The organism is Sphingobacterium sp. NPDC055431 (assembly GCF_053644255.1).
The window spans coordinates 187427-207062 of sequence record NZ_JBSHLH010000002.1 but is presented as its reverse complement, the minus strand read 5'-3'; the positions used below and the strand labels follow the sequence as shown (position 1 = coordinate 207062).

Annotated in this window: 22 protein-coding genes; 8 read left to right on the top strand and 14 right to left on the bottom strand. The window is 50.0% G+C overall.

Going from position 1 to position 19636, the window contains the following annotated elements; all coding sequences use genetic code 11:
* The first annotated feature begins 245 nt into the window (after positions 1–245).
* Positions 246–665 carry a nucleoside-diphosphate kinase gene (locus tag ACWIB3_RS03885; protein WP_185217446.1) on the top strand — a complete coding sequence of 140 codons (420 nt, stop codon included), beginning with the start codon at positions 246–248 and terminating at the stop codon, positions 663–665.
* An 86-nt stretch (positions 666–751) separates the two neighbouring features.
* Here the strand turns inward: ACWIB3_RS03885 and ACWIB3_RS03880 are convergent, their stop codons facing one another.
* Positions 752–1009 (bottom strand): hypothetical protein, encoded by a 258-nt coding sequence (locus ACWIB3_RS03880; RefSeq protein ID WP_454290943.1) that lies wholly within the window; start codon positions 1007–1009, stop codon positions 752–754.
* 192 nt (positions 1010–1201) lie between these two features.
* Between ACWIB3_RS03880 and ACWIB3_RS03875 the strand changes: the two genes are divergently transcribed.
* Positions 1202–1504 (top strand): hypothetical protein, encoded by a 303-nt coding sequence (locus ACWIB3_RS03875; RefSeq protein ID WP_454290942.1) that lies wholly within the window; start codon positions 1202–1204, stop codon positions 1502–1504.
* 720 nt (positions 1505–2224) lie between these two features.
* Here the strand turns inward: ACWIB3_RS03875 and ACWIB3_RS03870 are convergent.
* The 12 genes from ACWIB3_RS03870 to ACWIB3_RS03815 all read right to left on the bottom strand — a co-directional run bounded on the left by ACWIB3_RS03870 (position 2225) and on the right by ACWIB3_RS03815 (position 13128).
* On the bottom strand, positions 2225–2986 hold the full coding sequence (locus ACWIB3_RS03870) for a hypothetical protein (protein WP_454290941.1): 762 nt from the start codon (positions 2984–2986) through the stop codon (positions 2225–2227).
* Between the two features lie 13 nt (positions 2987–2999).
* The gene (traN, locus tag ACWIB3_RS03865) at positions 3000–3839 is read right to left on the bottom strand and encodes a conjugative transposon protein TraN (protein WP_185217450.1); all 840 of its coding nucleotides are present in this window, start codon (positions 3837–3839) and stop codon (positions 3000–3002) included.
* Between the two features lie 8 nt (positions 3840–3847).
* A complete protein-coding gene (traM, locus tag ACWIB3_RS03860) occupies positions 3848–5152 on the bottom strand; it encodes a conjugative transposon protein TraM (protein ID WP_185217451.1) in 1305 nt (434 codons plus the stop codon).
* Between the two features lie 388 nt (positions 5153–5540).
* On the bottom strand, positions 5541–6149 hold the full coding sequence (gene traK, locus ACWIB3_RS03855) for a conjugative transposon protein TraK (RefSeq protein ID WP_454290940.1): 609 nt from the start codon (positions 6147–6149) through the stop codon (positions 5541–5543).
* Positions 6150–6178: 29 nt separating this feature from the next.
* Entirely contained in the window at positions 6179–7378 is a 1200-nt protein-coding gene (gene traJ / locus ACWIB3_RS03850; protein ID WP_312695762.1) for a conjugative transposon protein TraJ, read from the bottom strand.
* A gap of 12 nt (positions 7379–7390) precedes the next feature.
* Positions 7391–8041, bottom strand: a complete 651-nt coding sequence (locus ACWIB3_RS03845) for a TerB family tellurite resistance protein (protein WP_185213116.1) — start codon at positions 8039–8041, stop codon at positions 7391–7393.
* Complete coding sequence (locus ACWIB3_RS03840) at positions 8038–8703, bottom strand: hypothetical protein (protein ID WP_454290939.1); 666 nt, start codon at positions 8701–8703, stop codon at positions 8038–8040. The genes ACWIB3_RS03845 and ACWIB3_RS03840 overlap by 4 nt, the downstream gene beginning before the upstream one ends.
* A 5-nt stretch (positions 8704–8708) precedes the next feature.
* On the bottom strand, positions 8709–9392 hold the full coding sequence (locus tag ACWIB3_RS03835; RefSeq protein WP_185217456.1) for a conjugal transfer protein TraI: 684 nt from the start codon (positions 9390–9392) through the stop codon (positions 8709–8711).
* 5 nt (positions 9393–9397) lie between these two features.
* Positions 9398–11875 (bottom strand): TraG family conjugative transposon ATPase, encoded by a 2478-nt coding sequence (locus tag ACWIB3_RS03830; protein WP_454290938.1) that lies wholly within the window; start codon positions 11873–11875, stop codon positions 9398–9400.
* Positions 11866–12207: a DUF4133 domain-containing protein gene (locus tag ACWIB3_RS03825; RefSeq protein WP_454290937.1), complete on the bottom strand. Its 342-nt coding sequence runs from the start codon at positions 12205–12207 to the stop codon at positions 11866–11868. Before ACWIB3_RS03825 ends, ACWIB3_RS03830 begins: the two co-directional genes overlap by 10 nt.
* Before the next feature lie 2 nt (positions 12208–12209).
* Positions 12210–12491: a DUF4134 domain-containing protein gene (locus ACWIB3_RS03820; protein ID WP_236736539.1), complete on the bottom strand. Its 282-nt coding sequence runs from the start codon at positions 12489–12491 to the stop codon at positions 12210–12212.
* Between the two features lie 190 nt (positions 12492–12681).
* Positions 12682–13128: a hypothetical protein gene (locus ACWIB3_RS03815; RefSeq protein ID WP_185213121.1), complete on the bottom strand. Its 447-nt coding sequence runs from the start codon at positions 13126–13128 to the stop codon at positions 12682–12684.
* Between the two features lie 302 nt (positions 13129–13430).
* On the opposite strand from ACWIB3_RS03815, the gene ACWIB3_RS03810 reads away from it, so the two are divergent.
* The 6 genes from ACWIB3_RS03810 (at position 13431) to ACWIB3_RS03785 (ending at position 19053) form a co-directional block, all read left to right on the top strand.
* Positions 13431–14339: a toprim domain-containing protein gene (locus ACWIB3_RS03810; RefSeq protein ID WP_454290936.1), complete on the top strand. Its 909-nt coding sequence runs from the start codon at positions 13431–13433 to the stop codon at positions 14337–14339.
* Between the two features lie 18 nt (positions 14340–14357).
* Positions 14358–14714: a hypothetical protein gene (locus ACWIB3_RS03805; protein WP_454290935.1), complete on the top strand. Its 357-nt coding sequence runs from the start codon at positions 14358–14360 to the stop codon at positions 14712–14714.
* On the top strand, positions 14702–15790 hold the full coding sequence (locus ACWIB3_RS03800; RefSeq protein WP_454290934.1) for a relaxase/mobilization nuclease domain-containing protein: 1089 nt from the start codon (positions 14702–14704) through the stop codon (positions 15788–15790). The genes ACWIB3_RS03805 and ACWIB3_RS03800 overlap by 13 nt, the downstream gene beginning before the upstream one ends.
* 19 nt (positions 15791–15809) lie before the next feature.
* Entirely contained in the window at positions 15810–17783 is a 1974-nt protein-coding gene (gene mobC / locus ACWIB3_RS03795; RefSeq protein ID WP_093099383.1) for a conjugal transfer protein MobC, read from the top strand.
* Positions 17784–18294: 511 nt separating this feature from the next.
* On the top strand, positions 18295–18678 hold the full coding sequence (locus ACWIB3_RS03790; RefSeq protein ID WP_093099385.1) for a hypothetical protein: 384 nt from the start codon (positions 18295–18297) through the stop codon (positions 18676–18678).
* 84 nt (positions 18679–18762) lie between these two features.
* Positions 18763–19053 (top strand): hypothetical protein, encoded by a 291-nt coding sequence (locus tag ACWIB3_RS03785; RefSeq protein WP_093099387.1) that lies wholly within the window; start codon positions 18763–18765, stop codon positions 19051–19053.
* A 32-nt stretch (positions 19054–19085) separates the two neighbouring features.
* Here ACWIB3_RS03785 and ACWIB3_RS03780 read toward each other — a convergent pair whose 3' ends face one another.
* The gene (locus ACWIB3_RS03780; RefSeq protein WP_454290933.1) at positions 19086–19406 is read right to left on the bottom strand and encodes a hypothetical protein; all 321 of its coding nucleotides are present in this window, start codon (positions 19404–19406) and stop codon (positions 19086–19088) included.
* Positions 19407–19636: the final 230 nt, after the last annotated feature.

Below are 19636 nucleotides of genomic sequence, written 5' to 3'. Positions count from 1 at the left end.
GGATCGACTGTTTCACAACCAGGAATAGGGAACAATATAATCCCTTGTATTTTTATCCCCTTGAAATGCCCTGCCACCATGTGGACTTTCACCCTTACAAATAGGAAAGATCCAAGAATTTAGATAGAGACAACGGTCCTCCACCAGGATATGGATTTTTATTGTCAACCTCCTAAAGGTGACCTCGGTCCAAAACTTTTCCAACTTGCATAAATTTATTACCTTTGCAAAAATTTTAGAGTAAAATGGCAACAAACAGAACTTTTACAATGATCAAGCCAGATGCAGTTGCAAATGGCCACACAGGCGCCATCTTGAATGACATCATTGCTGGCGGCTTCAAGATCGTTGCAATGAAGTACATTCAGCTTAGCGAAGTAAATGCAGGCAAGTTTTATGAGGTTCACAAGGAACGTCCTTTTTACGGAGACCTGGTCAATTTCATGTCTTCGGGACCTATCGTCGCAGCAATCCTGGAAAAGGACAACGCCGTTGAGGATTTCCGTACATTAATCGGTGCCACTGACCCTTCTAAAGCCAGTGAAGGAACTATCCGTAGCAAATACGCTAAATCTATCGATGCTAATGCTATCCACGGGTCCGATTCTGATGAAAATGCTGAGATCGAAGGAAGTTTCTTTTTCTCTCAGTTCGAGAGGTTCTAAGAACCTGGCTCGGCTTGTCCTTGATTTAAGCCCCCAAAATCCTTGTTGCGGACGATGCGGCAAGGATTTTGTCCCTTTCTAGTACCTTAGGGCCTTTTGGAAGCATCCTTGCTGAGATTCCACCAATGTCCTTTTCGATCTTCTTGAATGTATTGACCTCGCTTTCCCGTACCGACAGGCAATGCTCTATTAGCAAACTCCATTTGGTTCCAAATATCCCAGATGTATCCATTATAGCTACGATGTCGCCAAACACTTTGGTGGGTCGCTCTTGGGCATTTTACCATAACGCTAACCTGAAGGTAACCACTCATCCGTAATATCCCCAAAACTAATATTGGCACGAAGGTCCATATCTTTGTTTAATTGACTATTCATTTTAGGCTTCATGGTACCACCCGCATTAATAACAGGGGCTGACAGCTTTATTGAAGAACACCTAAAGTCGCTCCAGGGAAAGTAATAGAATAATCCATTAAAAAGGGCACCATGATCTGAAGATAAATACCATTGGGACATGGAAAACTGGACCATGGATGAGAAAGCCCTGGACGGAGCAGACCATATCGTCCACCTCTCGGTCAGAGCTGGACGACGGGACTCCGCTTACAGGGGATCGAAAAAGATTGGTTTATGAAACTAGCATCGGAGCAGGGGATTTTTTGATGGGGAGATTGAAAGGTCACAGCCAGAGAATTCCGGGTTTCGTATCGGCATCGGCTATCGGATATTACGGTTTTACCGACCGGTCAGTGCAGAGTGAAGGAAATGGGGAGAAAGGAATGGGGTCCGGTGCAGATCTGTGCGGGAACTGGGAAAAAGCTGCGGACTGGTTCTAAGACAACCATATGGGCTCCTGAGTCACCAAGATCGGGGTTTCACTTGTCCTGGGTAGAAATGGTGGCATCGTAGCTCCCAAACCGACCTCTCTACAGGACATGTTCAGTGCAATATCCAATGAGCTACTGGAAACGAGCTGCCTGATACCCAATAGGGAACCTTTTAAAACATAATGGACCAAGGGATTCCAAGTACTGTGTTCCCTAAAACATAATTGCCTTAGGAATCCTTTGGTGAGTGCCGGAGAGTGACGCCACTCACCAAAGGCTTTTTGGGACCTTTCCCATGGGAACTGGGTATAACCTGGCGAAAAGGCTCAATTATGCCTGAAGATAACATCAATAGCATCCATTAGTTTCCCTTTTTCGCGGGGATCAACGGGGAATCAACCACCTTCTGCGCTTCATTTGCGCGTAGCTCTCCCCTGCAGAAGAGGTAGATCGAACTGGGCTCAGCGCTGTTATAGGATGGCACGTAACGGATATACCCAAATTCATGCATGTCCTTCAGGCACTTAATGTAACTTACCATCGAAATCTTGGCCCTGTGGGCACCATGCCTGGCATAGACCCGTATGCACCCCTTGAAGTCTGATCTCGCCCACTGCCTTATCAGTGAGAAATAGAGTGAAACGTGCGTACTTGACAACCTGGGGTCACGGTCCATGGCCTGAAAGAAATCGGGAAGCACCTTGGCCAGGGCATTGAAGGTATCGGGTCTCATAAGCTGTGTCCCTTCCTTCCCCCCCTGCTCCGTATCTGGATCTGCCTCTGCTGCTCCTGAAGCTTGGCACTTGGCCGCTGGTCCAATTTGGAACGGTCATCAATGAATTCCTGCCTTATGCCCTGTTCATTGTATATGCAGACTGCCTTGAACCTTGGCAGGGCCTCTACGTACAGTTTATGGGGCCCTGAGCTCAGCTCAAAGGTCACCAGCTGACGGTTGCCCCTGCCAAGTGATTCCAGCAACCTCTTTTTGCTCTGTTCCTCCCTAAGTTCCATGATCGGAAAACGCCCTAGCTGGTTTTCGATGTCATATCCATAGTTTTCATGGAACTGCAGCAGTTTATGGTTGCCATGGATATCCAAGGTCTTGCCATCCAGTTGGAACCATGCCCTGTACCGTTCCCCCTGGACATTGGTCAGCTCCTTGTGAACCGACCTTCCGTTGAGAAGGTTATATGCTTCCTTTAAGGTAAACCTGTTACTTCCGTTCACCTGGAACCTTCTCGATCCCGTTACCCGGGCACTGTTTTGGGGGAGTTCGACCCGAAAGGAATTGAAGTAGTACCTATCCGTCTGCCTACTCCTGGAAAAGTGCAGTTCTGCCCTTACAGGCTCGGAATCTATCTGTCCCCTGTACTGCAACTGGAACTCCTGTTTGTCCTTTGCCATCTTCGATCTTAGGGCATCTTCAAGTTTGTGTCCGAAACCGCAGTAGAAGAGCTGATTCCTGAGGTATTCAAAGTTTTGTATGTTCATGATGTCTGTTTTTTTATTGGATGAATGGAACCGGAAGGGTCTTTAGGACATGTCTGTTCCTGACCTTTAGCCCCAAATCCCTTCCTCCGGAAAGCTCAATGAGTTCAACCCACAGGTGCTTGCCCTCTGGAATGGTAAAGCTCGGTAGGGAAACAATCCAGGTATACGGCACATGTTCATGCAATTTGTCCTGCTGCCCGTCCACATATTCCGGTATGATTTCAATTTCCTGGGCAGCCGTCCTTTTCGCCGTTCTGTTATCCTTGAGGAAAAGCCTGAACTGGTCGACCTTGAAAGGGATATGGGATTCGTTGTAGAACCGGAAGCGCAGGTACATCCTTTTCCCTTGTATAAATATGCCGTCAAGGCTAAAGCTGATCCCGTCCGATTTCTTCATCAACCTAACGGGAACAAGGTCCGTATTCCGCACCCAATCCATACCTTGCCCCACCTGGATGGGAGGAACCTTTGTGCGGTTCGGGATGGAGGGAACATAGGTACCTTCGGGCAGGTTCTCCCCGACGATCAGGTTGATGGGGTCTGCAAATTCAGCATAGCTAGCCAGGAATGAATGTAACTTTCCGTCTTGTGTGATCACGGTGAGGTTCGTCTGTATCAGCTCCTTGCTGGCGGCCTTTACCTGCAGGACGTTCTGTACCCCGCTAGCCTTTTGGGCCAGGATATCGAAACTTCCCAGGTCCACGCTCAGGATGGGCATGGAGAAAATGAGGTTGGTCGTCATATTTTCGCTAACCCTTATGCGCTGGGGCATGGGAGCGTACTGTCCATTTGCGAAAGCGGCAAAGGCCAGCAGGAATACCGATAATATTATGCAATGTGGTAATTTATCCATGATTTATTTTACTGTTTATTTATCTTTTCTGTTTTCTTTTTATCAAATAATAGCACTCTATAATCAGCGGGCATGATCACTTTTTTCACCTTAATCCTCTTTGCCATAAGTCTCTTTGCTGCCTGTACCCCCAAGGAGGCCGCCTTGGTCTCCCATGAAGGGTCCAGGGATGGCATTCCCAGTTCTTGGACCGATCTATCGGCCGATTCCTGGATACCCTGCCGCAAAATGTCGCCCGGCACATGAACCCCCGGCAAACCATCTAGGTCATGCACCTGCATATCGACCGGCAATATGGACCGTCCGACCCTGAGGTGCTTGATCTTGATGTCCATCCGCTGTGGCGAAAACCTGACCTGGCCGAACACAAGGGCACCCTTTGGGACCTCCTTACCGGCAACGTTCACCGTTTCCATAAGGTGCAGCTTGATGTACGAACCATCGATAAGTTCCTGCCGACCATGGACCGCTGCAGGGATCGCCCCTTGCTCTGGTGGAAGCTTTCCCTGGTCATTTAGCGAATAGAACCTGAAGGCTCTCCGAAATGTGTCCCTTTCGTGCCCATGGGCTGCCAGGACCGAGATTTGGGCCCTTTCCAATGGATGGCCGACCGGTAAGGCACCCACACCTTCTAAGTTTTCCTCCTGCTGTGCCCGGGACCTTAACCTGTCCGGATGCTGGATATCAAGGACCTTGTCGAGCATGGCATTGAGCTGCAGGATTTCCATGTCCTGGCTTGGATCACTGGAAAGTGAGTCCAGATGCGCCTCATGGGCATCCAGAAGGTCCAGCATTTCCTTTTTTGGGGCATTGGTTGCCCCCTGATGGCCGTCGAAGGGGAAAAGCCGGTCAGCGTCCCTTCTGGTCGCGGGCGATTCCAGCTCCTGCTGGAGGTCCGAAAGCTTTTTAAAGATCTCTTGGGAAAGCTGCTCTCCGGATTGCCGGCCAATGGGCGTGAACTCATAGGCTTCATGTCCGGCAAGGACCTCGGGATCACCATCGGGGTATCCGATGGGCCCCTGCGGCTCTAGGTAGTACGGATCGTGCCTAATGAGCTCCTTGAGCCTTTGGGAATCCCGATCGGCCTTTTCGTAGTGTTCCAGCTTATTAAGGTTTTCTCCCTTATGTGCACCGATATCTGGGAGACCTGCAGGAAAAACGGGATTTCCCTCCGTCCTTGGGGCTTCGGACAGATCTTTTCCGACCCCCATTTTCCAGAAAAACAGGAGCACAAAAGGTATTGCAACCACAGGTGCCAGCAAGAGGAACCTTCCCCTCACCTGTTTACTCATAATTGAATTGCTTGTCTGCATGGCATTTTTTTTATTGGTTTTAACGGATCAATCAGGTCTGGTGCGGCTTTCTGGTCCTGCCTCCCTGTTTGTTTTTGCATCGAGGGTATCTTTGTCCCCCTGGCCGAAAACTGTCCCCCGCCCCTTTCCCCTTTCCTGTACAGTACCGGAATCCCGCTGGATCACAGGCATTCCCACAGCACTCGGTCGGGACAACGGCGGGGATCCTGGAAACCAGACCGCAAGGAATATCCTTGTGAGGCAGCAGATGCTCCCGGCCAGGACGAAGATGGACAGACAGATAGTCAAGGTCCGTCTGGACAATCCATCCGCGGCCTTCCCCAGCCTAGAGGAAAACGCTCTTTGCAGCGGTAAAGGTTTATTGTTTCTTTTAGCTTCCATTTTTACGTTATTTACGGTTTCGTGTCCTGATATCCCTGTTCTCAAGGATCTCCCACCGTTCGATGAGAAGTCCATGGGAGTTATTTTCGCTCCTGGAGACCTCCCTTAGCATCCCCTGGCACAGCAGGCTGCGCGTGGTCTGGGTTGTGGGTCTTGTTACCAGCTGGGTGCCGTAGAAACGGAATCTGTAGGGATATTCCGAAAGGTCAACCTCTATGCTGTCCACCCTGAGGCTCTGGTTGACATTTGCCGCAACGAGCTGTGAATAGAAATCCCTCTCCCTGAGATTGTCATATATCTTCTTTGCACTCTGGTCTGCCAGGTAGAGAGCCTTCGTGGTATGCTCGCGTATGGAGGCGTCGTCGGGATCCAGCGTGAAAAAGAGCTCGTGGAACCGCTGGACGTGGTCCCTGGCCTCTGCCGATAGGTTATCCTTCCGTGTGGAGGAACTGGCCAGAAAGGCCTGGCCGTTTCCAAGTACATAGACCGTTTGCTGTTGCCTACTGATCGAGCTGAAGCACCAGTACAGGCACAGACAGCTTATAGAGCTGCTCAGCAGGACTACCAGTATCGTAAAAGTCCTGATATAGCGAAAGGCAGAATCTATATTTTTCATCTTTCTAAACATCGTACATATATTCATGGTTAAGGGTTACCCTTCAGTTTATCCTCCATAAAGCTTGTCTGGGGAGGATCTTTGAAGTATGGTTCGCTTTGGGACCTTTGGGCCATGTTGCTCGAGTTCCTTGCAGGTGGATCGCCCATGGCATCTCCTGCCATGGAGGCCTGTTGGACCATCCTGGTCGGAATGCTTGTGGTTGTGCTAAGGAAGATATTGGTAACGTTCCTGACGAAAGCACCGTTCTCCGAGGCATTGACGATATAGTTGGCAATGCTGGGAACGGCAAAATAGCCCACGATCCCAATGATCAGGAAAATGAGGTACGCGCTGTCCGTAGGTGAGAAAAGGGTATAGCCTCCGTCCTCGATCTGGGAGATGTCCAGTCTTAGCATATTCTGCTGGACCATGCCGATCAGGCTCCCAAAAATATTGGCAACCGGCAACCAAAGGAATATGTTTATGTACCGGGCAAGCCATATCACAAGGCTGTGCTGGAAACCATCGAAGACCGAGAGGCCGAACACGATGGGCCCCATGACGGAGAGGACAACCAGCTGGAAGGTCCGTAGGCAGTCTATACAAAGGGCCGCGGCCTGGAAAAGAACGGTCAGCACCTCGCTCATCCATTCCTTGATCGAATTCCTGAAGTTGTAGGCTGCCTTGGACATGGCAAACTTATAATCATTGCCAAGGCCTTCCCAAAAGCCCTCAGCCTCTGGATCGGCATCCTGGTTGGTGTACCGGTACCATTTGCTCCGATCGCCCTCTCCGTCCTGACCTACGTATATCTGGAACAACTCGGTCCGCTCGAGAGCTTCACGCTTTTGTTTCAGGAGCTCCGAGATCGCCTGGTTTGAGTCGCCCACCATGGCCGAGGTAACCTGGACCACGGGTGACAGGACGCTGTTCACCAGCCCCATCAGGGAAGGAAAGATGGAGATGCAGAAACCTATCACAAAAGGCCGGAAAAGTGGAAAGAAGTCAATGGCCTCCGCCGCAGAGATATGTTTCCATACCCTATATGAAATGTACCAAAGGGCAGCAAACCCCGCAAGGCCTTGGCCCACTCCGATTAGGCTTGAGCACAGGGGCATCATTTCTTCGTACAGCCGTTCGAGGACGAGGTGGAAATTCGTGAAATTTTCGGAGTGATCCTGCCCAATGGCCTGCATGGGGCCAAGGAAAGGCAGACAGACCAGTCCATATCTAATATTTTTCTTCATCGTATTAACTGTTTATTTGGGGTTCATCTGTTCGGTCCTGAAAAGGCTCTCCCGCTGGCCCAGGTCCCTGCCATGGCGGATTCGCTGGAGCCTCAGTATGTCGGTTGACACCAGGAAACGGCGAAGGAACCCTATGGTCTCTTCCATTTTTCTGTGTATCCCGTCGATTGCCGATAGCCGCTCCCCGTCGTCCATCTGTACAAGTCCGCCCGTTACCAGGACGGCAAGTTCTTCTAGGTTCCCCAGAGATTCCGAAAGGACCTTTTGCTGGACAGAGGCGAGATAGCGGAGTTCGCCGATCGAAAAGGCCCCTGAATTCCGGTACCGCTTAATGGATGTATTGCATAGGGAGACCAGATGGAGCTGGATGTTTACGACCTCCTTTACCTTGCGGTATTTCCGGACCGAGGGGCTGGCTTCCATAAGACCTTCCAAAAAGACCCTGTGGAGGTTAAAGTTCCCCTGGGACAGCTGGCTGACCATTCCGTAACCTTTTGACAGAATCGAATAGCTTTGCTTCATCTGAAGTAGGATTTTTTTCAATTGCGCCAATTTCTCTACGTTAAGGACCAACTGGGAAACATCTGCGCTTTGTCCGAACAGCCTTTTTGCTGGAATGGACAGGCAAAGGGATATTAGTAACATGAGCCAATGTTTTTTCATTTTTCAGATTTTATGGGTCCAAAGAGCTGTTGACCGGAGCTCACCTCCGATCGCATGCGTTCCCTGATCCTGGAAGTGGTGTATGAATCATCCAGCCATCCCTTCGAGGTTGCCAGGAGCTCCAGCATCTGGTCATAAATTCCCCGGATCCGGTACATCCGCTGGAAATCATCCATCTGGAGCCGATCGTTTACCAGAAGGGCACCCAGATCCTCAAGTACCCCATCACATTTTGCCAGAATCCCCGAGTATGCCCTGTCCATCAAATGCTCCTCCTGGGCAGAGAACATATCGGTCGACCGAAAAAGCCCATTTACCTGCCGATAGTGCAACAGGATGCTGTAATGCATGCCAAGGATCTCTGGGACCAGCGGATGTTCCCTCAGGCCCGGACTGACAATGCCACGGGAACTGAAGAACAGCCCGTGAAGGTCAAGTTCCCTGCTCCTGGATCCCTGGATATTTCCCCAGCCTGTCCGGAGTAGCCGTGAGCCATCCTCCAGAAGGTCCAAATAAGCCCGCTGGGCGGTAAGCTGCTGGGTGAGGTATTCCTTCTGTACCTTTTTTTGGTGGATCCACTCCCTGAGGGTTTGGCAACTGCCGTTTTGGGCAAGCAGGGAAAGCACCCCAAATAACCAAATGGATATTTTCGTCTCTTTCATATGAGCTATTGTAAATTATACAGTTTTTTGATATTCTCGATCCGTCCCCTTTCTCCGGCCCTCTGGGTCCTAAGGATTAGATTCTGTCGGTTGAAACCCACCAGGTCCATATAGTTCCTGTAAATGTCGCTACCTACATTGTTGATGAGTTCCATTCGCTGCCTATCGGTCATGGCCAGGTGAAAGGACATCATTACCGTTCGGATCTGATCTAGGTTGGAGATACTCCTGTCCAGGATCCCAGCATAGACCTTCTCCATATGACCGATCTCTTCTGAGCTGAACACCGGATCCCCTTTCAAAAGCTCCCAGACCCTTTGGTATTCCCTGACCAGTCCTAATTGGAGCCGAATCATCTGGCGGACCTGCTGGAAATTGGCAATGGCGGACCTGACCTTGCTAAACTGTTGGTAATGGTCTTGGTATTGCTCGGTATGTCTCTGGGTCCATTCGGAAATTTCCTGTAGCCTTAGCCTGCTCAGGGAATTCTCCAGTACCTTCTGTGCGTTCTGTAGCCAGATGGTACGGTTCTGTAACCTCTGTACCTTTAGGTCCACTGCTCGTACCACCCGTTTTATACCTGCCCTGATGACCTCGGCCAGTCCGATCTGGGCGTTTGTGCGAAGAAAGCCGCCAACCGCAAGGATCACCACCGTAAGGGCTATACATTTTCTGGTATATCTTTTCATCGTCCTCATATTTTAATTAATCCGCTCCGGATGTCCCTTGCCATATCGGCAATTGCCCGGGAAAGGTCCCCCTGCTGTCGTCGGGTATATTCCGATAGTTTCACCCGTTCCGATTCCTCTGTTGTATAGCATAGGTATTCCTCCAGGGACACTTGGGTACGGTATACCCTGGAATGGACACCTCCCAGTGAAATGAAAACTTCCTTATATTTCTGGGCGGGATCGTTGTCCCGGTTAACCGAGAGCACCATCGCCTTTTCCTTGTCTGTCAGGCCTAACAACTGCTGGACCTGGTCGAACCTGTTCAGGAACTTCCGCTGGTCCAACAGGATTTTGCAGTCGCTGTTATTGACTATGGCCTGTTTGACAATGGGTGAGGATATGATATCCTCGATATCCTGGGTTACCACGATTGCCTCACCGAAGAATTTGCGCACCGTCTTGAATAGGTATTTAATGTACTGGGCGAAACCTTCCTTCATCAACGCCTTCCAGGCTTCCTCGATCAGGATGACCTTTCGGACCCCTTCCAGTTTTCTCATCTTGCCTATGAAGACCTCCATGATGATGATGGTTACCACTGGAAAAAGGATGGGATGCTCCTTGATGCTGTCCAGCTCAAAGACTATGAACCTCTCCTCGAGAAGGTTGAGCTCCTCACGGGAATTGAGCAGGTAATCAAATTCGCCCCCTCTATAGAATGGCCTGAGCACATATAGGAAGTTTTCGATGTCAAAGTCGCTCTGCCTGACCCCCTCTTCCCGCAGAGAGGGTACGTACAGGTCCCGTAGATACTCATAGAAACTGTCAAAACATGGCCATATCTCAGTTCCCGCCGCCAGGTATCCGAAGTAACCTGAGATGGCATTGGAGAGTGCGACGTATTCCGAACGCCTGAAGGCCTCGTCATCCCTTTTCCAAAGGGCAAGGAGAAGGGTCTTGATGCTTTCCTTTTTCTCGGTATCCAGGTTATCTCCCTGACTGATGAAGAAAGGGTTGAAACTCACTGGATGCTCATCGCTATAGGTAAAATATCTTCCTCCGACCAATTGGCACAATCCACGGTAACTGTGCCCGACATCCACCAGTACAACATGGCTGCCCTGTTGGTGGTAACTGCGTAGCATGTGGTTGGTAAAGAAGGATTTTCCGCTCCCTGTAGGTCCAAGGACAAATTTATTGCGGTTGGTACATATCCCCTTGAGGATCGGCTCATCGGAGATATCCACATGGAGAGGCCTTCCCGAAAGGCGTTCTCCGAGCCGGATCCCGGTTGGGCTAATTGAAGTCTCGCTGCCGGTCTCCAGGTTGAGAAAGCAGCTCGCCTGTTCTGCAAAGGTCTCAAAGGTCTCGTTTACCGGAAGGTCGGCCGCATTACCGGGGACACCGGCCCAGAAGATCTGTGGTGCACCTACGCTTTCGTGCTTGCAAAGTGCGCCCATCTTGGACATGGCCGAGGTAACCATGTTCACGAGTGAAGGGAGCTCCTTATGGTCACACGTCCAGGCAAGGACGTTGAAATGTGCCCTTACGGGCAGGCGTTGCTGCGTGAGTGCCTCATGCAGGAAATCTTCTGTGGAATCCCTGGCAACCCTGTTCGCTCGGCTGTATGCCGATAGGGACTGAAGTCTCAGGCGCTTGCGCTCCAACCGCTTGATAGCCTCCTGCTTGTCGGACACCATTATGTACTGGTTATAGACGTGGTCGCAGTTGAGAAGCAGTCCCAAGGGAGAGCTGAACCCCACACTGAAGCGCGTCCTTTCCGTGGAGTACCTCTCGTAGTCAAGCCTGCTCCCGCTCAGCGGGGGGAGATCCTGGGCATCGCTCAGGGTAAACAGCTGGCAGTGGCGGTCCCCGACCTTGATCCCATTGGAAAAATCAATATCCCTGATCACAGGAGGGCCCTGTCCGTCTCCCAGGCCAAAATAACGTTCGATCAGGCCCGTTCGGACGCCGGAGCTCTTTAGCTCACCTTCGGGCACCCTAGTAAGCCGGACCAGGCCGGAATCCTCCAAGATCCTCTGGAACTGTCCGCAGGCCCCAAGAAATCCCTTCAGGGCTTCCGCTTCAATGGTTTCCTGCGGCACCAGGTTTCCCCGTACCAAGCTAGAGAAAAGGCTGCTCGCCCCCTTCCTGTGTGCGGGCGGTTTGGTCAACATGATATAGCATTGATGGTCAAGGTAGCTCCTTTCGTTAAAGTGGAGCTCGCTTGCCCTTTCCAGGAAACCTGCTTCCAGGTCCCCAAGGCCCGCTCGGTAGCGTTTTTTCTCGAACCAGTCCTGTTTATGCAGGATGCTGCCCTTGGGCAGGGCCTTGATGGCACTTATCCAGCTCTGGTGGAACGTCTCGAACTCTGCGTCCGATAAACTGAATATCTCCGACATTTTGGCGCGAAAGACAAGGGTGAGGTCGCCCATCTTGCTAAGGATGCAGTCGTGCTCAATGTCCAGCAGGGGGAAGGCCAAGTTGAAGTCTATGTCCATTTCTTTCCCTCCAAAGGCTTGATGAAGATAAAGGTCCTTCTGTCCCTCAAACGGACTGAGCTCGGCAGTTTTCTCCGCGCATACGACTTTAGAAGACCATGACGTCCATATCGCTTGCTCCATTTTTGGACCTGGGCGGTCCAGGCGAGGCCAATCAGGACAAGACCAGAAAGGCTCATGATCCTGGGTGTCCCCGAATAGTACAGTACCAGGAACAGCCCCAGCAAAAGAACGAATCCCAGGGCAAGCAAGCCGATGTACTGGGACTGGAGCCCATGGAACTCGATTGGCCTGTTGATATCCCTATGGATCCTGTATATTGAATTTCCCATGGTCAACTGATTCCAAAAAACGATTCGATTACGGTTGTTACCACCACAAGGAAAACACAGCTCCCGAACCAGGCAGCGGCTACCTTTCCCGTATCGGGATCTCCATTGTTCCATTTCTGGAATACCTTGACCGCTCCGATGAGCCCCAAGAGTGCACCGACACCGTACATGAGCTGGGTACCGGCACCAAAATAACTCCTTATCTGGGAATTTGCCGCTTCGATTCCGGCATTTCCATCCTGGCCAAGGCAGATTCCAGGGACCAGGGAATAGACAGCCAACATCACTGCACCTGCACGCAGGTTCAACCCTATGGTCGCGCTATGGACCATTTCTATAGCTTTTTTCATGAAACAAATAATTTTTTATGTTATTGAAAGGATGGCTTGTGGTCCCGTGACACCTGTGATACAATATAAAGAAGGTGTTTTCACCATGCAGGTTCCGGGAGCACAGGCCAACTCTCAACTTATTCTACAATTGACCTATCCTCTCCCTTACTGTCGATTCGGGGACCTGGACACCGAAGTTTGCCAGCTCAACGAGGAGCGCCTCAATCAGGCTTCCATGGCGCGCCCAGTCCTTGGTGGGATTGAACTTTTCCAACAGGTCACGCAGGGAATCCCATTGGATTTCCGGCCGGCCTTCCGAGTTGCGATATGGCACAAGGTAAAGGCGCAGCTGCTCAAGGAATTCCTCGGAGAGCTCGTGATCGCTACCCGGGCCATCCTCGGAGCTTTCGCGCGAACCGATATGCAGGATGTCCCTGCTCTCCCTTTGAAGGCTTGAAAATCCATTACCCCTTTTGGACCGGCCCAGAAATCTCTTCCCGTAAAGGCTCGATAGGGCCCATCCATAATATATGGCCAGGGCGATCATAAGTGGGAGCAGGACCTGCGACCACGTCAGCTTTTCTAACATTTTTTCTCCTTTAAATGGTTTATAACACGGGGCCGTCCCTTCTATGCGGACAGCAGCCCAATTGTTCCACAAAATAAGATGGAAGGATTTTTTGGCACAAGTACAACTATTGGCTGTACCCAGGTTGTACCCTGGGGGGGGCGTTACATACCGTTTTCCGCATTTCAGCCCCCTGGATACCACTGGACGCAACATTAATGTTCTGACCTACCTACGATTTTTTTCAGGAGGGGTTTTCTGGACCCCGACCGATTACCTTTGGACCGAAGGATTATTTTGCCAACACTAAAAACAACTTGGACATGGAAGACAACAGAAGGAATGTTTCCCTACAGGAAATCCGGGACATGGACCTGGTGAGCTACCTGGCTAACCTTGGCCATGAACCCTCTAAGATCCGGAACAATGATTTTTGGTACCTCTCCCCGCTTCGGGACGAGACCGTCCCCTCCTTTAAGGTGAACCGCAGGATCAACAGGTGGTACGACCATGGTATGGGCCGGGGAGGGAACCTGATAGATTTTGCCATCCTCTACAAAAACTGCAGCCTTTCCGAATTCCTAGCAGGGTTCAGGAACGGATCACCGGTCACGATGACCTCAACAAGGGCCTTGCGCCAACGGCCGGCCCGGCCCGAGAGCGGGATCAAAATAGTCGAGCAGAGGTCCCTGAGGTCCGACTCGCTGCTCCGGTACATCCAGGAACGCAGGGTTTCCGTACATATGGCCGACAGGTACTGTCGGGAGTTAAATTATGAAATATCGGGGAACAGGTACCTGGGAATAGGGTTTCCCAATGATGGAGGAGGCTTTGAGATCCGTAGCCCCGATTATAAATTGGGCAGCTCACCCAAGGACATCTCAAGCCATGGGACGGGCAGCAGCGAGATCCTGGTCTTTGAGGGTTTCATGGATTTCCTGACATTCAGGACCCTACATCCGGAAATAGACGAATCAAGGGTGGACTTCATGGTCCTCAACTCCGTATCCTTCTTCGAAAGGGCAAGGGAAAAAATGGAAACACACCAGCAGATCTCCCTATACCTGGACCGTGACAGGGCAGGGTCCGAGCTGACCATGTACGCCCTGTCCCTGGACGATAGGTACAGGGACCAGAGCATCCTGTACAAGAACCACAAGGACCTTAATGACTGGGCCATGAATCCGGGGAGGTTGGCGGCACCTGCCCAGGCCCGCAGAATATCCAGATAACCCCATAGACCACTCGATATGACAAGCGATCAGTTGCGCACCAAGGCCATCACAATCAATTTCACGCAGGAGGAGTATGACGAACTGCAGAAACGGAAAGAGAACAGCACCTGCCCGAACATGGCACTTTACCTCAGAAAGAGGCTCTATTCCCGCAAGATCGTCACCACGTTCCGGAACCGTTCACAGGACGACATCCTCGAGGAGATCTCGCGGTCCAGGAGATGCCTGGAGAGTGCCAGGGCCCAGCTGGCCCATGCGCTAAAGGAAAGTCCGGAGAGGGCATATCTATTGGAAATCACGGATCGGATCGACCTGGAGATGCGAAAGCAGACCTCATTGGTAAAAAAACTCCTCTCGTTATGGTTGCCCTGACCCACGATCTGGCGGACGTATCCAGGATAATCGCCTACCACGAGAACAAGGTATCCTCTGGGATAGCAGAGTGCCTACTGGCAGCCAACATGCCACTTTCCTCAGTGGACCTTAGCTCCAGGCAGAAGAAATGGTACATGGTCAACCGGTGTACGCTCAATGCAAACATCAAGCTTCCCTGCCTGCACGCCATCCTTGGGTTCCACCCTCTTGACGGAAGGCTCTCCAATGCCCAGTTCAGCGAGATTGCCGAACGCTATATGGACCTTATTGGGTTTGGACATCAGCCCTTTTTGGTATATAGGCATACGGACACCTTCCACCCCCATTTGCACATCGTATCAACGAACATACGCAGCGATGGGAGCCAAATCTATACGCACAGGCTGGGGCAGCGGCTTTCCTTCCCCGCTGCAAAACGACTGGAAGATGATTTCGGACTGGTCAGCGCAATGGGATATACACGTGACCAGCAGGAGCGTCCCTTGCCCAGGAAAGAGCTCCTCCAGGCCGGTCAGCCCCTCACAAAGGCTCTCCGTGACATATTGCTCTATCTCCAGGAAACATATAGCTTTTCAGATTTACAGGAATGGAACGCCCTGCTAAGGCCTTTCAATATACTTGCGCTGAGCCCCAGGGACTGTCCGGGCGAAGCGAAAAAAGGCCTGATCTACTACATGACCGACAAATGCCAAAGGGCCATAAGCAAAGGGATCCCCGGCTCCCACCTCTCGCCCGGACTCCGTTCCCCCAACCCATACAGCCTGAAGGACTCCCCAGGGGCACTTACCTCCCGTTCACGTATACGCACCATCCTGCAGCGGGAACTGGAGAATTCCGGAAATAGGGAAAACTCTCTTGCAGATCGGCTCCGGAGACAGGGGATCGAACTTGTCGAGTCACCCGGTAAGCCCAAGGGTCCCTGCGAGATCGTGGTGGTCGACCACCTGATGCGGTGCGCGCTCCACGAGAACAGGCTGGGCCTAGACATCAGCGCCCTCCGGATGGGCCAGCGGGAGGAATCCACCTCGGTAAAAAAACACAAAGTTCCCACGCACTGGTCACTTAAACTATGATACCCAAATCCCAACCGAAATGAACAATACCGAAAATATACAGGCACTGAAAAAAATATCGGACATGGGCAGGCTGATTGCCGTGTCCTTGCTCGTTCTGCACTTCTACCATGTGGGTTATCACTGGTTCAGCAGGATAGGTATGAGCTGGCCCTTGACCGATAGGATCCTGAACTCCATTGCGGGCACGGGGCTCCTGGACACCTTTAACCGCTGCAAGTTCTTTTGCCTATTGTTCCTGCTCGTTTCCATGGTGGGAACCAGGGGAAAGAAGGGCACCCGGTTCCATCTTACCGGAGCATTTGCCTGGCTGCTCTCGGGAATCTGCCTTTTTTTCTCCAGCGGCCTCATTTTCCGCCTGTTAGGTGCCACCCCTGCGGTACTGTCGGTATACTATGTGCTGAGCACGGCGGGCGTCCTGGCCGTTATCAAGGGGATGACCACCATTGCCCGGATACTCTGGACCGGTCTGTCAGGCCAGGACATATTCAACCTGCGGAACCAGACCTTTCCCCAACAGGAGGACCTGCTGGAAAACGAATATTCCATCAACCTTCCCTACCAGTACCGTTTAGGTGACCGAAGGAGAACGGGCTGGATCAACATAATCAATCCATTCAGGGCGACCCTGGTCCTGGGAAACCCCGGATCGGGCAAATCATATTACGTAATCCGCCATATCATCTCCCAGCACATTAAAAAAGGTTTTTCCATGCTGGTGTACGACTTTAAGTACGATGATCTCTCCAAAATAGCATACCATCACTGGTTAAGGGGAGGAAAGAAAATGAGCTTCTTCCGTATTGACTTTGACAACCTCTCCAGGACCCACAGGTGCAATCCCCTGGAACCCTCGGCAATGAGCGACATCACCGATGCAGCGGAATCTGCCAGGACCATTCTGTTGGGCCTGAACAGGGAATGGGTAAAGCGGCAGGGTGATTTCTTCGTGGAATCAGCTATCAACCTCTTGACCGCCGTGATCTGGTACCTCAGGTGCTACCGTAACGGAGAGTTCTGCACCCTTCCGCACGTAATTGAGCTCATGCAGCAGGACTATGACAGGCTGTTCTCCCTGCTGCGGAGCCAAGAGGAGATCCAGGTACTGATAAACCCCTTTGTCAATGCCTACCTGAACAATGTCATGGAACAGCTCGAAGGCCAGGTCGCCTCGGCAAAGATCGCCCTGGCCCGACTGTCCTCGCCCCAGCTCTACTACGTTCTTTCGGGGAACGATTTCAGCCTTGACATCAACAACCCCGAATCGCCAAAGATAGTCTGCATGGGCAACAATCCCCAGAAGGTCCAGATCTATGGGGCCGTGATATCGCTTTTCGTAAACCGTTTGATCAAGCAGGTCAACAGAAAGGGGATGCTCAAGTGCAGCCTTATCTTCGATGAGTTCCCGACCATCTACCTGAACAATATTGATAGCCTGATCGCTACGGCCAGGAGCAACAAAGTGGCCACCAGTCTTTGCGTGCAGGACATTTCCCAGCTCCGAAAGGACTATGGCAGGGACCAGGCCGACGTCATATTGAACATAGTGGGAAACGTGATCAGCGGACAGGTCTCAGGGGAGACTGCAAAACAGCTTTCCGAAAGGTTTGGGAAGATCATGCAGGACAGGCAGAGCCTATCGATAAATTCCAGCGACACGTCCATCGGTCTGTCCAGTCAGCTAGATTCGGCAATCCCACCATCGGTGATCTCGAGCCTTTCCTCCGGGGAATTTGTGGGAATGGTGGCGGACGAGCCCAAGATGCCGGTGTCCCTCAAGGCCTTCCATGGCAAGATAATAAACAACCACCGTGAGATCGCCAGGGAAGAATCCAGTTACCTGGGTGCCCAGGAGCTCACCAGGCCCAACGAAGGGATAGTCTCCAAGAACTATCAGCAGATCAAACGCGACATCCAGGACATCACATACTCGGAAATGGACAGGCTGATTTCCGATCCCACCACAAGGCACCTGGTCATCTCCGGGAAATGACCCCGTTACCAGGCCTATATCCCTGTGCACATGCCTGAGAGGCGGCGCTGTCGAAATTCCTGGCAACGGACCGCAAATTGTCGGACCGTTAATGGAAATTATTTCAATATTCCTTAAATTTAGGTCCAGAAACCTTTATTTACCCGCCATGAGAGAATTCCTTCTGCTTAGCATCCTGTCCTTCCTGTTTTATTCCGATGGGTTTTCCCAGCGGAATTATATAAATGCTTGATTCCTCTAAAGTACAACAATCTTTCCTAGGTATGACGGATTTTTTTTAGAAAAGAATACCTGTGAAACTACGGTTTATCCTGAAATTCAAGAAGAAGATTCCTTGATTTTTATGTATAAAGTCGATATCAATTAACTCATTCAAGCCTAACCAACCGTTAGGCTTTTTTACTATATTTGATATAACCAAACTATAGAAATTATGAAAATTGCATTGTCAACATTATTACTTCTATTTTCTCTTTCCTCATTTTCTCAGTTACGTAATACTTCATGGGGAATGAAAGCAGAAGAAGTAAAAAAAATAGAAACATCAAAATTAGTCAGAGAATACAATGGAGATTTAACTTACTCACTTGATATAACTGATCTGAATTGTGAAATGGAATATATTTTTGCAAAAAACAAACTTGTTGAAATCAAGTACATATTCACTCCTGTCGTAAAGGAAAGGACCAAAGAAAATCAAACAGCGGTTTGGGTAAAAACTTATAAAAATATACAGCAGAAATATGGAGACCCTACAATTAGGGATAATGAAAAATTATACATTTGGTCTCTAAATGATTTTTCAATAAAGGCATCTCATGAAACAAGTAGATATCTAGAAACAGTAACAGTTTCTTACACGCCACCTTCTCCGACCCAAAAGGATGTTCTATAGCCTAACCCACCGTTAGGCTTTCTCATTTTCCTTTCCTAACTTTAGGTGGCCAAAATGTTTACATTAACGTAAAACCTATAGGACATGACCAGGAATGATTATATCTATGATAAACTTGAACCAGTATTGAAGACATTATTTGATACTTATCATATTAACCACTCCTTTGCAGATGCCAGCGTCCACATTAATGAGGGATGGCCAATTGGCACTGATGTATATATCATAAGTGGATTCTTTAAATCAGACCTATATATCCATAAGATGTACGTTGTAAAAGAAGCCATAAATATGGTTATTGACCGTCAAATCGAAAAAGTTACTGAGAGAATTAAGAATGATATTTACAATCGTAATAAACTGGGACTCCAATAAATACATCATAGAATTCGATCTATCTTGATTGGTTAGGCATTTCTCTTAAACTCCCCATTATACCCTTCCAGCTTCTTTAGGATCTCCTGCTGCCTTTGATTGGCTATATCTACCCATCTTGCACACAAGCGTACTGCATACATAGGGTTAACGATCTTGAATTCCTTGAAGTTATTGACCTTGCCGTCTGAGTGAACTACCTTTTCCCAATTCTCTTCAAATTCGTCCGGAGTATAGAATCTCTGGCGCCTCTCATGGAATATCCAGCAACCGTTTACCTTCGCTGTCTTAATGAGAGAGACAACGTCACTGGGAGTTTGCTTGTTCCTGTTTATCCATGCTGGTGCTGACACGGAACAAAATTACTAATATTTTTAGTAAATAATATTCCTGATTATATATTTAAACAATTCCTTATTTTAATTGTTATCCTAATTCATAAATAGCTAAATAATCCTGATTTATTTATCGGGGTAGTATCTTTCCCCAGTTCGTCATGGTCCTGGGGAATTTTTTTTGTATATTGGAGGATCATGCTTTTGCATGGTAATTTTCGTTAAATGCCCCGGTTGTTTTCAGCATT

Excerpts from the sequence above, each read along its gene's own strand:
- mobC (WP_093099383.1), top strand. The coding sequence starts at position 15,810 with ATGAACAATACCGAAAATATACAGGCACTGAAAAAAATATCGGACATG.
- traM (WP_185217451.1), bottom strand. The coding sequence starts at position 5,152 with ATGCAGACAAGCAATTCAATTATGAGTAAACAGGTGAGGGGAAGGTTC.
- ACWIB3_RS03830 (WP_454290938.1), bottom strand. The coding sequence starts at position 11,875 with ATGGACATAGACTTCAACTTGGCCTTCCCCCTGCTGGACATTGAGCAC.
- ACWIB3_RS03790 (WP_093099385.1), top strand. The coding sequence starts at position 18,295 with ATGAAAGCAGAAGAAGTAAAAAAAATAGAAACATCAAAATTAGTCAGA.
- traK (WP_454290940.1), bottom strand. The coding sequence starts at position 6,149 with ATGAAAAATATAGATTCTGCCTTTCGCTATATCAGGACTTTTACGATA.
- traJ (WP_312695762.1), bottom strand. The coding sequence starts at position 7,378 with ATGAAGAAAAATATTAGATATGGACTGGTCTGTCTGCCTTTCCTTGGC.
- ACWIB3_RS03870 (WP_454290941.1), bottom strand. The coding sequence starts at position 2,986 with ATGAACATACAAAACTTTGAATACCTCAGGAATCAGCTCTTCTACTGC.
- ACWIB3_RS03820 (WP_236736539.1), bottom strand. The coding sequence starts at position 12,491 with ATGTTGGCTGTCTATTCCCTGGTCCCTGGAATCTGCCTTGGCCAGGAT.
- ACWIB3_RS03845 (WP_185213116.1), bottom strand. The coding sequence starts at position 8,041 with ATGAAAAAACATTGGCTCATGTTACTAATATCCCTTTGCCTGTCCATT.
- ACWIB3_RS03885 (WP_185217446.1), top strand. The coding sequence starts at position 246 with ATGGCAACAAACAGAACTTTTACAATGATCAAGCCAGATGCAGTTGCA.
- ACWIB3_RS03875 (WP_454290942.1), top strand. The coding sequence starts at position 1,202 with ATGAGAAAGCCCTGGACGGAGCAGACCATATCGTCCACCTCTCGGTCA.
- ACWIB3_RS03785 (WP_093099387.1), top strand. The coding sequence starts at position 18,763 with ATGACCAGGAATGATTATATCTATGATAAACTTGAACCAGTATTGAAG.
- traN (WP_185217450.1), bottom strand. The coding sequence starts at position 3,839 with ATGGATAAATTACCACATTGCATAATATTATCGGTATTCCTGCTGGCC.
- ACWIB3_RS03800 (WP_454290934.1), top strand. The coding sequence starts at position 14,702 with ATGGTTGCCCTGACCCACGATCTGGCGGACGTATCCAGGATAATCGCC.
- ACWIB3_RS03810 (WP_454290936.1), top strand. The coding sequence starts at position 13,431 with ATGGAAGACAACAGAAGGAATGTTTCCCTACAGGAAATCCGGGACATG.
- ACWIB3_RS03805 (WP_454290935.1), top strand. The coding sequence starts at position 14,358 with ATGACAAGCGATCAGTTGCGCACCAAGGCCATCACAATCAATTTCACG.
- ACWIB3_RS03840 (WP_454290939.1), bottom strand. The coding sequence starts at position 8,703 with ATGAAAGAGACGAAAATATCCATTTGGTTATTTGGGGTGCTTTCCCTG.
- ACWIB3_RS03815 (WP_185213121.1), bottom strand. The coding sequence starts at position 13,128 with ATGTTAGAAAAGCTGACGTGGTCGCAGGTCCTGCTCCCACTTATGATC.
- ACWIB3_RS03835 (WP_185217456.1), bottom strand. The coding sequence starts at position 9,392 with ATGAAAAGATATACCAGAAAATGTATAGCCCTTACGGTGGTGATCCTT.
- ACWIB3_RS03825 (WP_454290937.1), bottom strand. The coding sequence starts at position 12,207 with ATGGGAAATTCAATATACAGGATCCATAGGGATATCAACAGGCCAATC.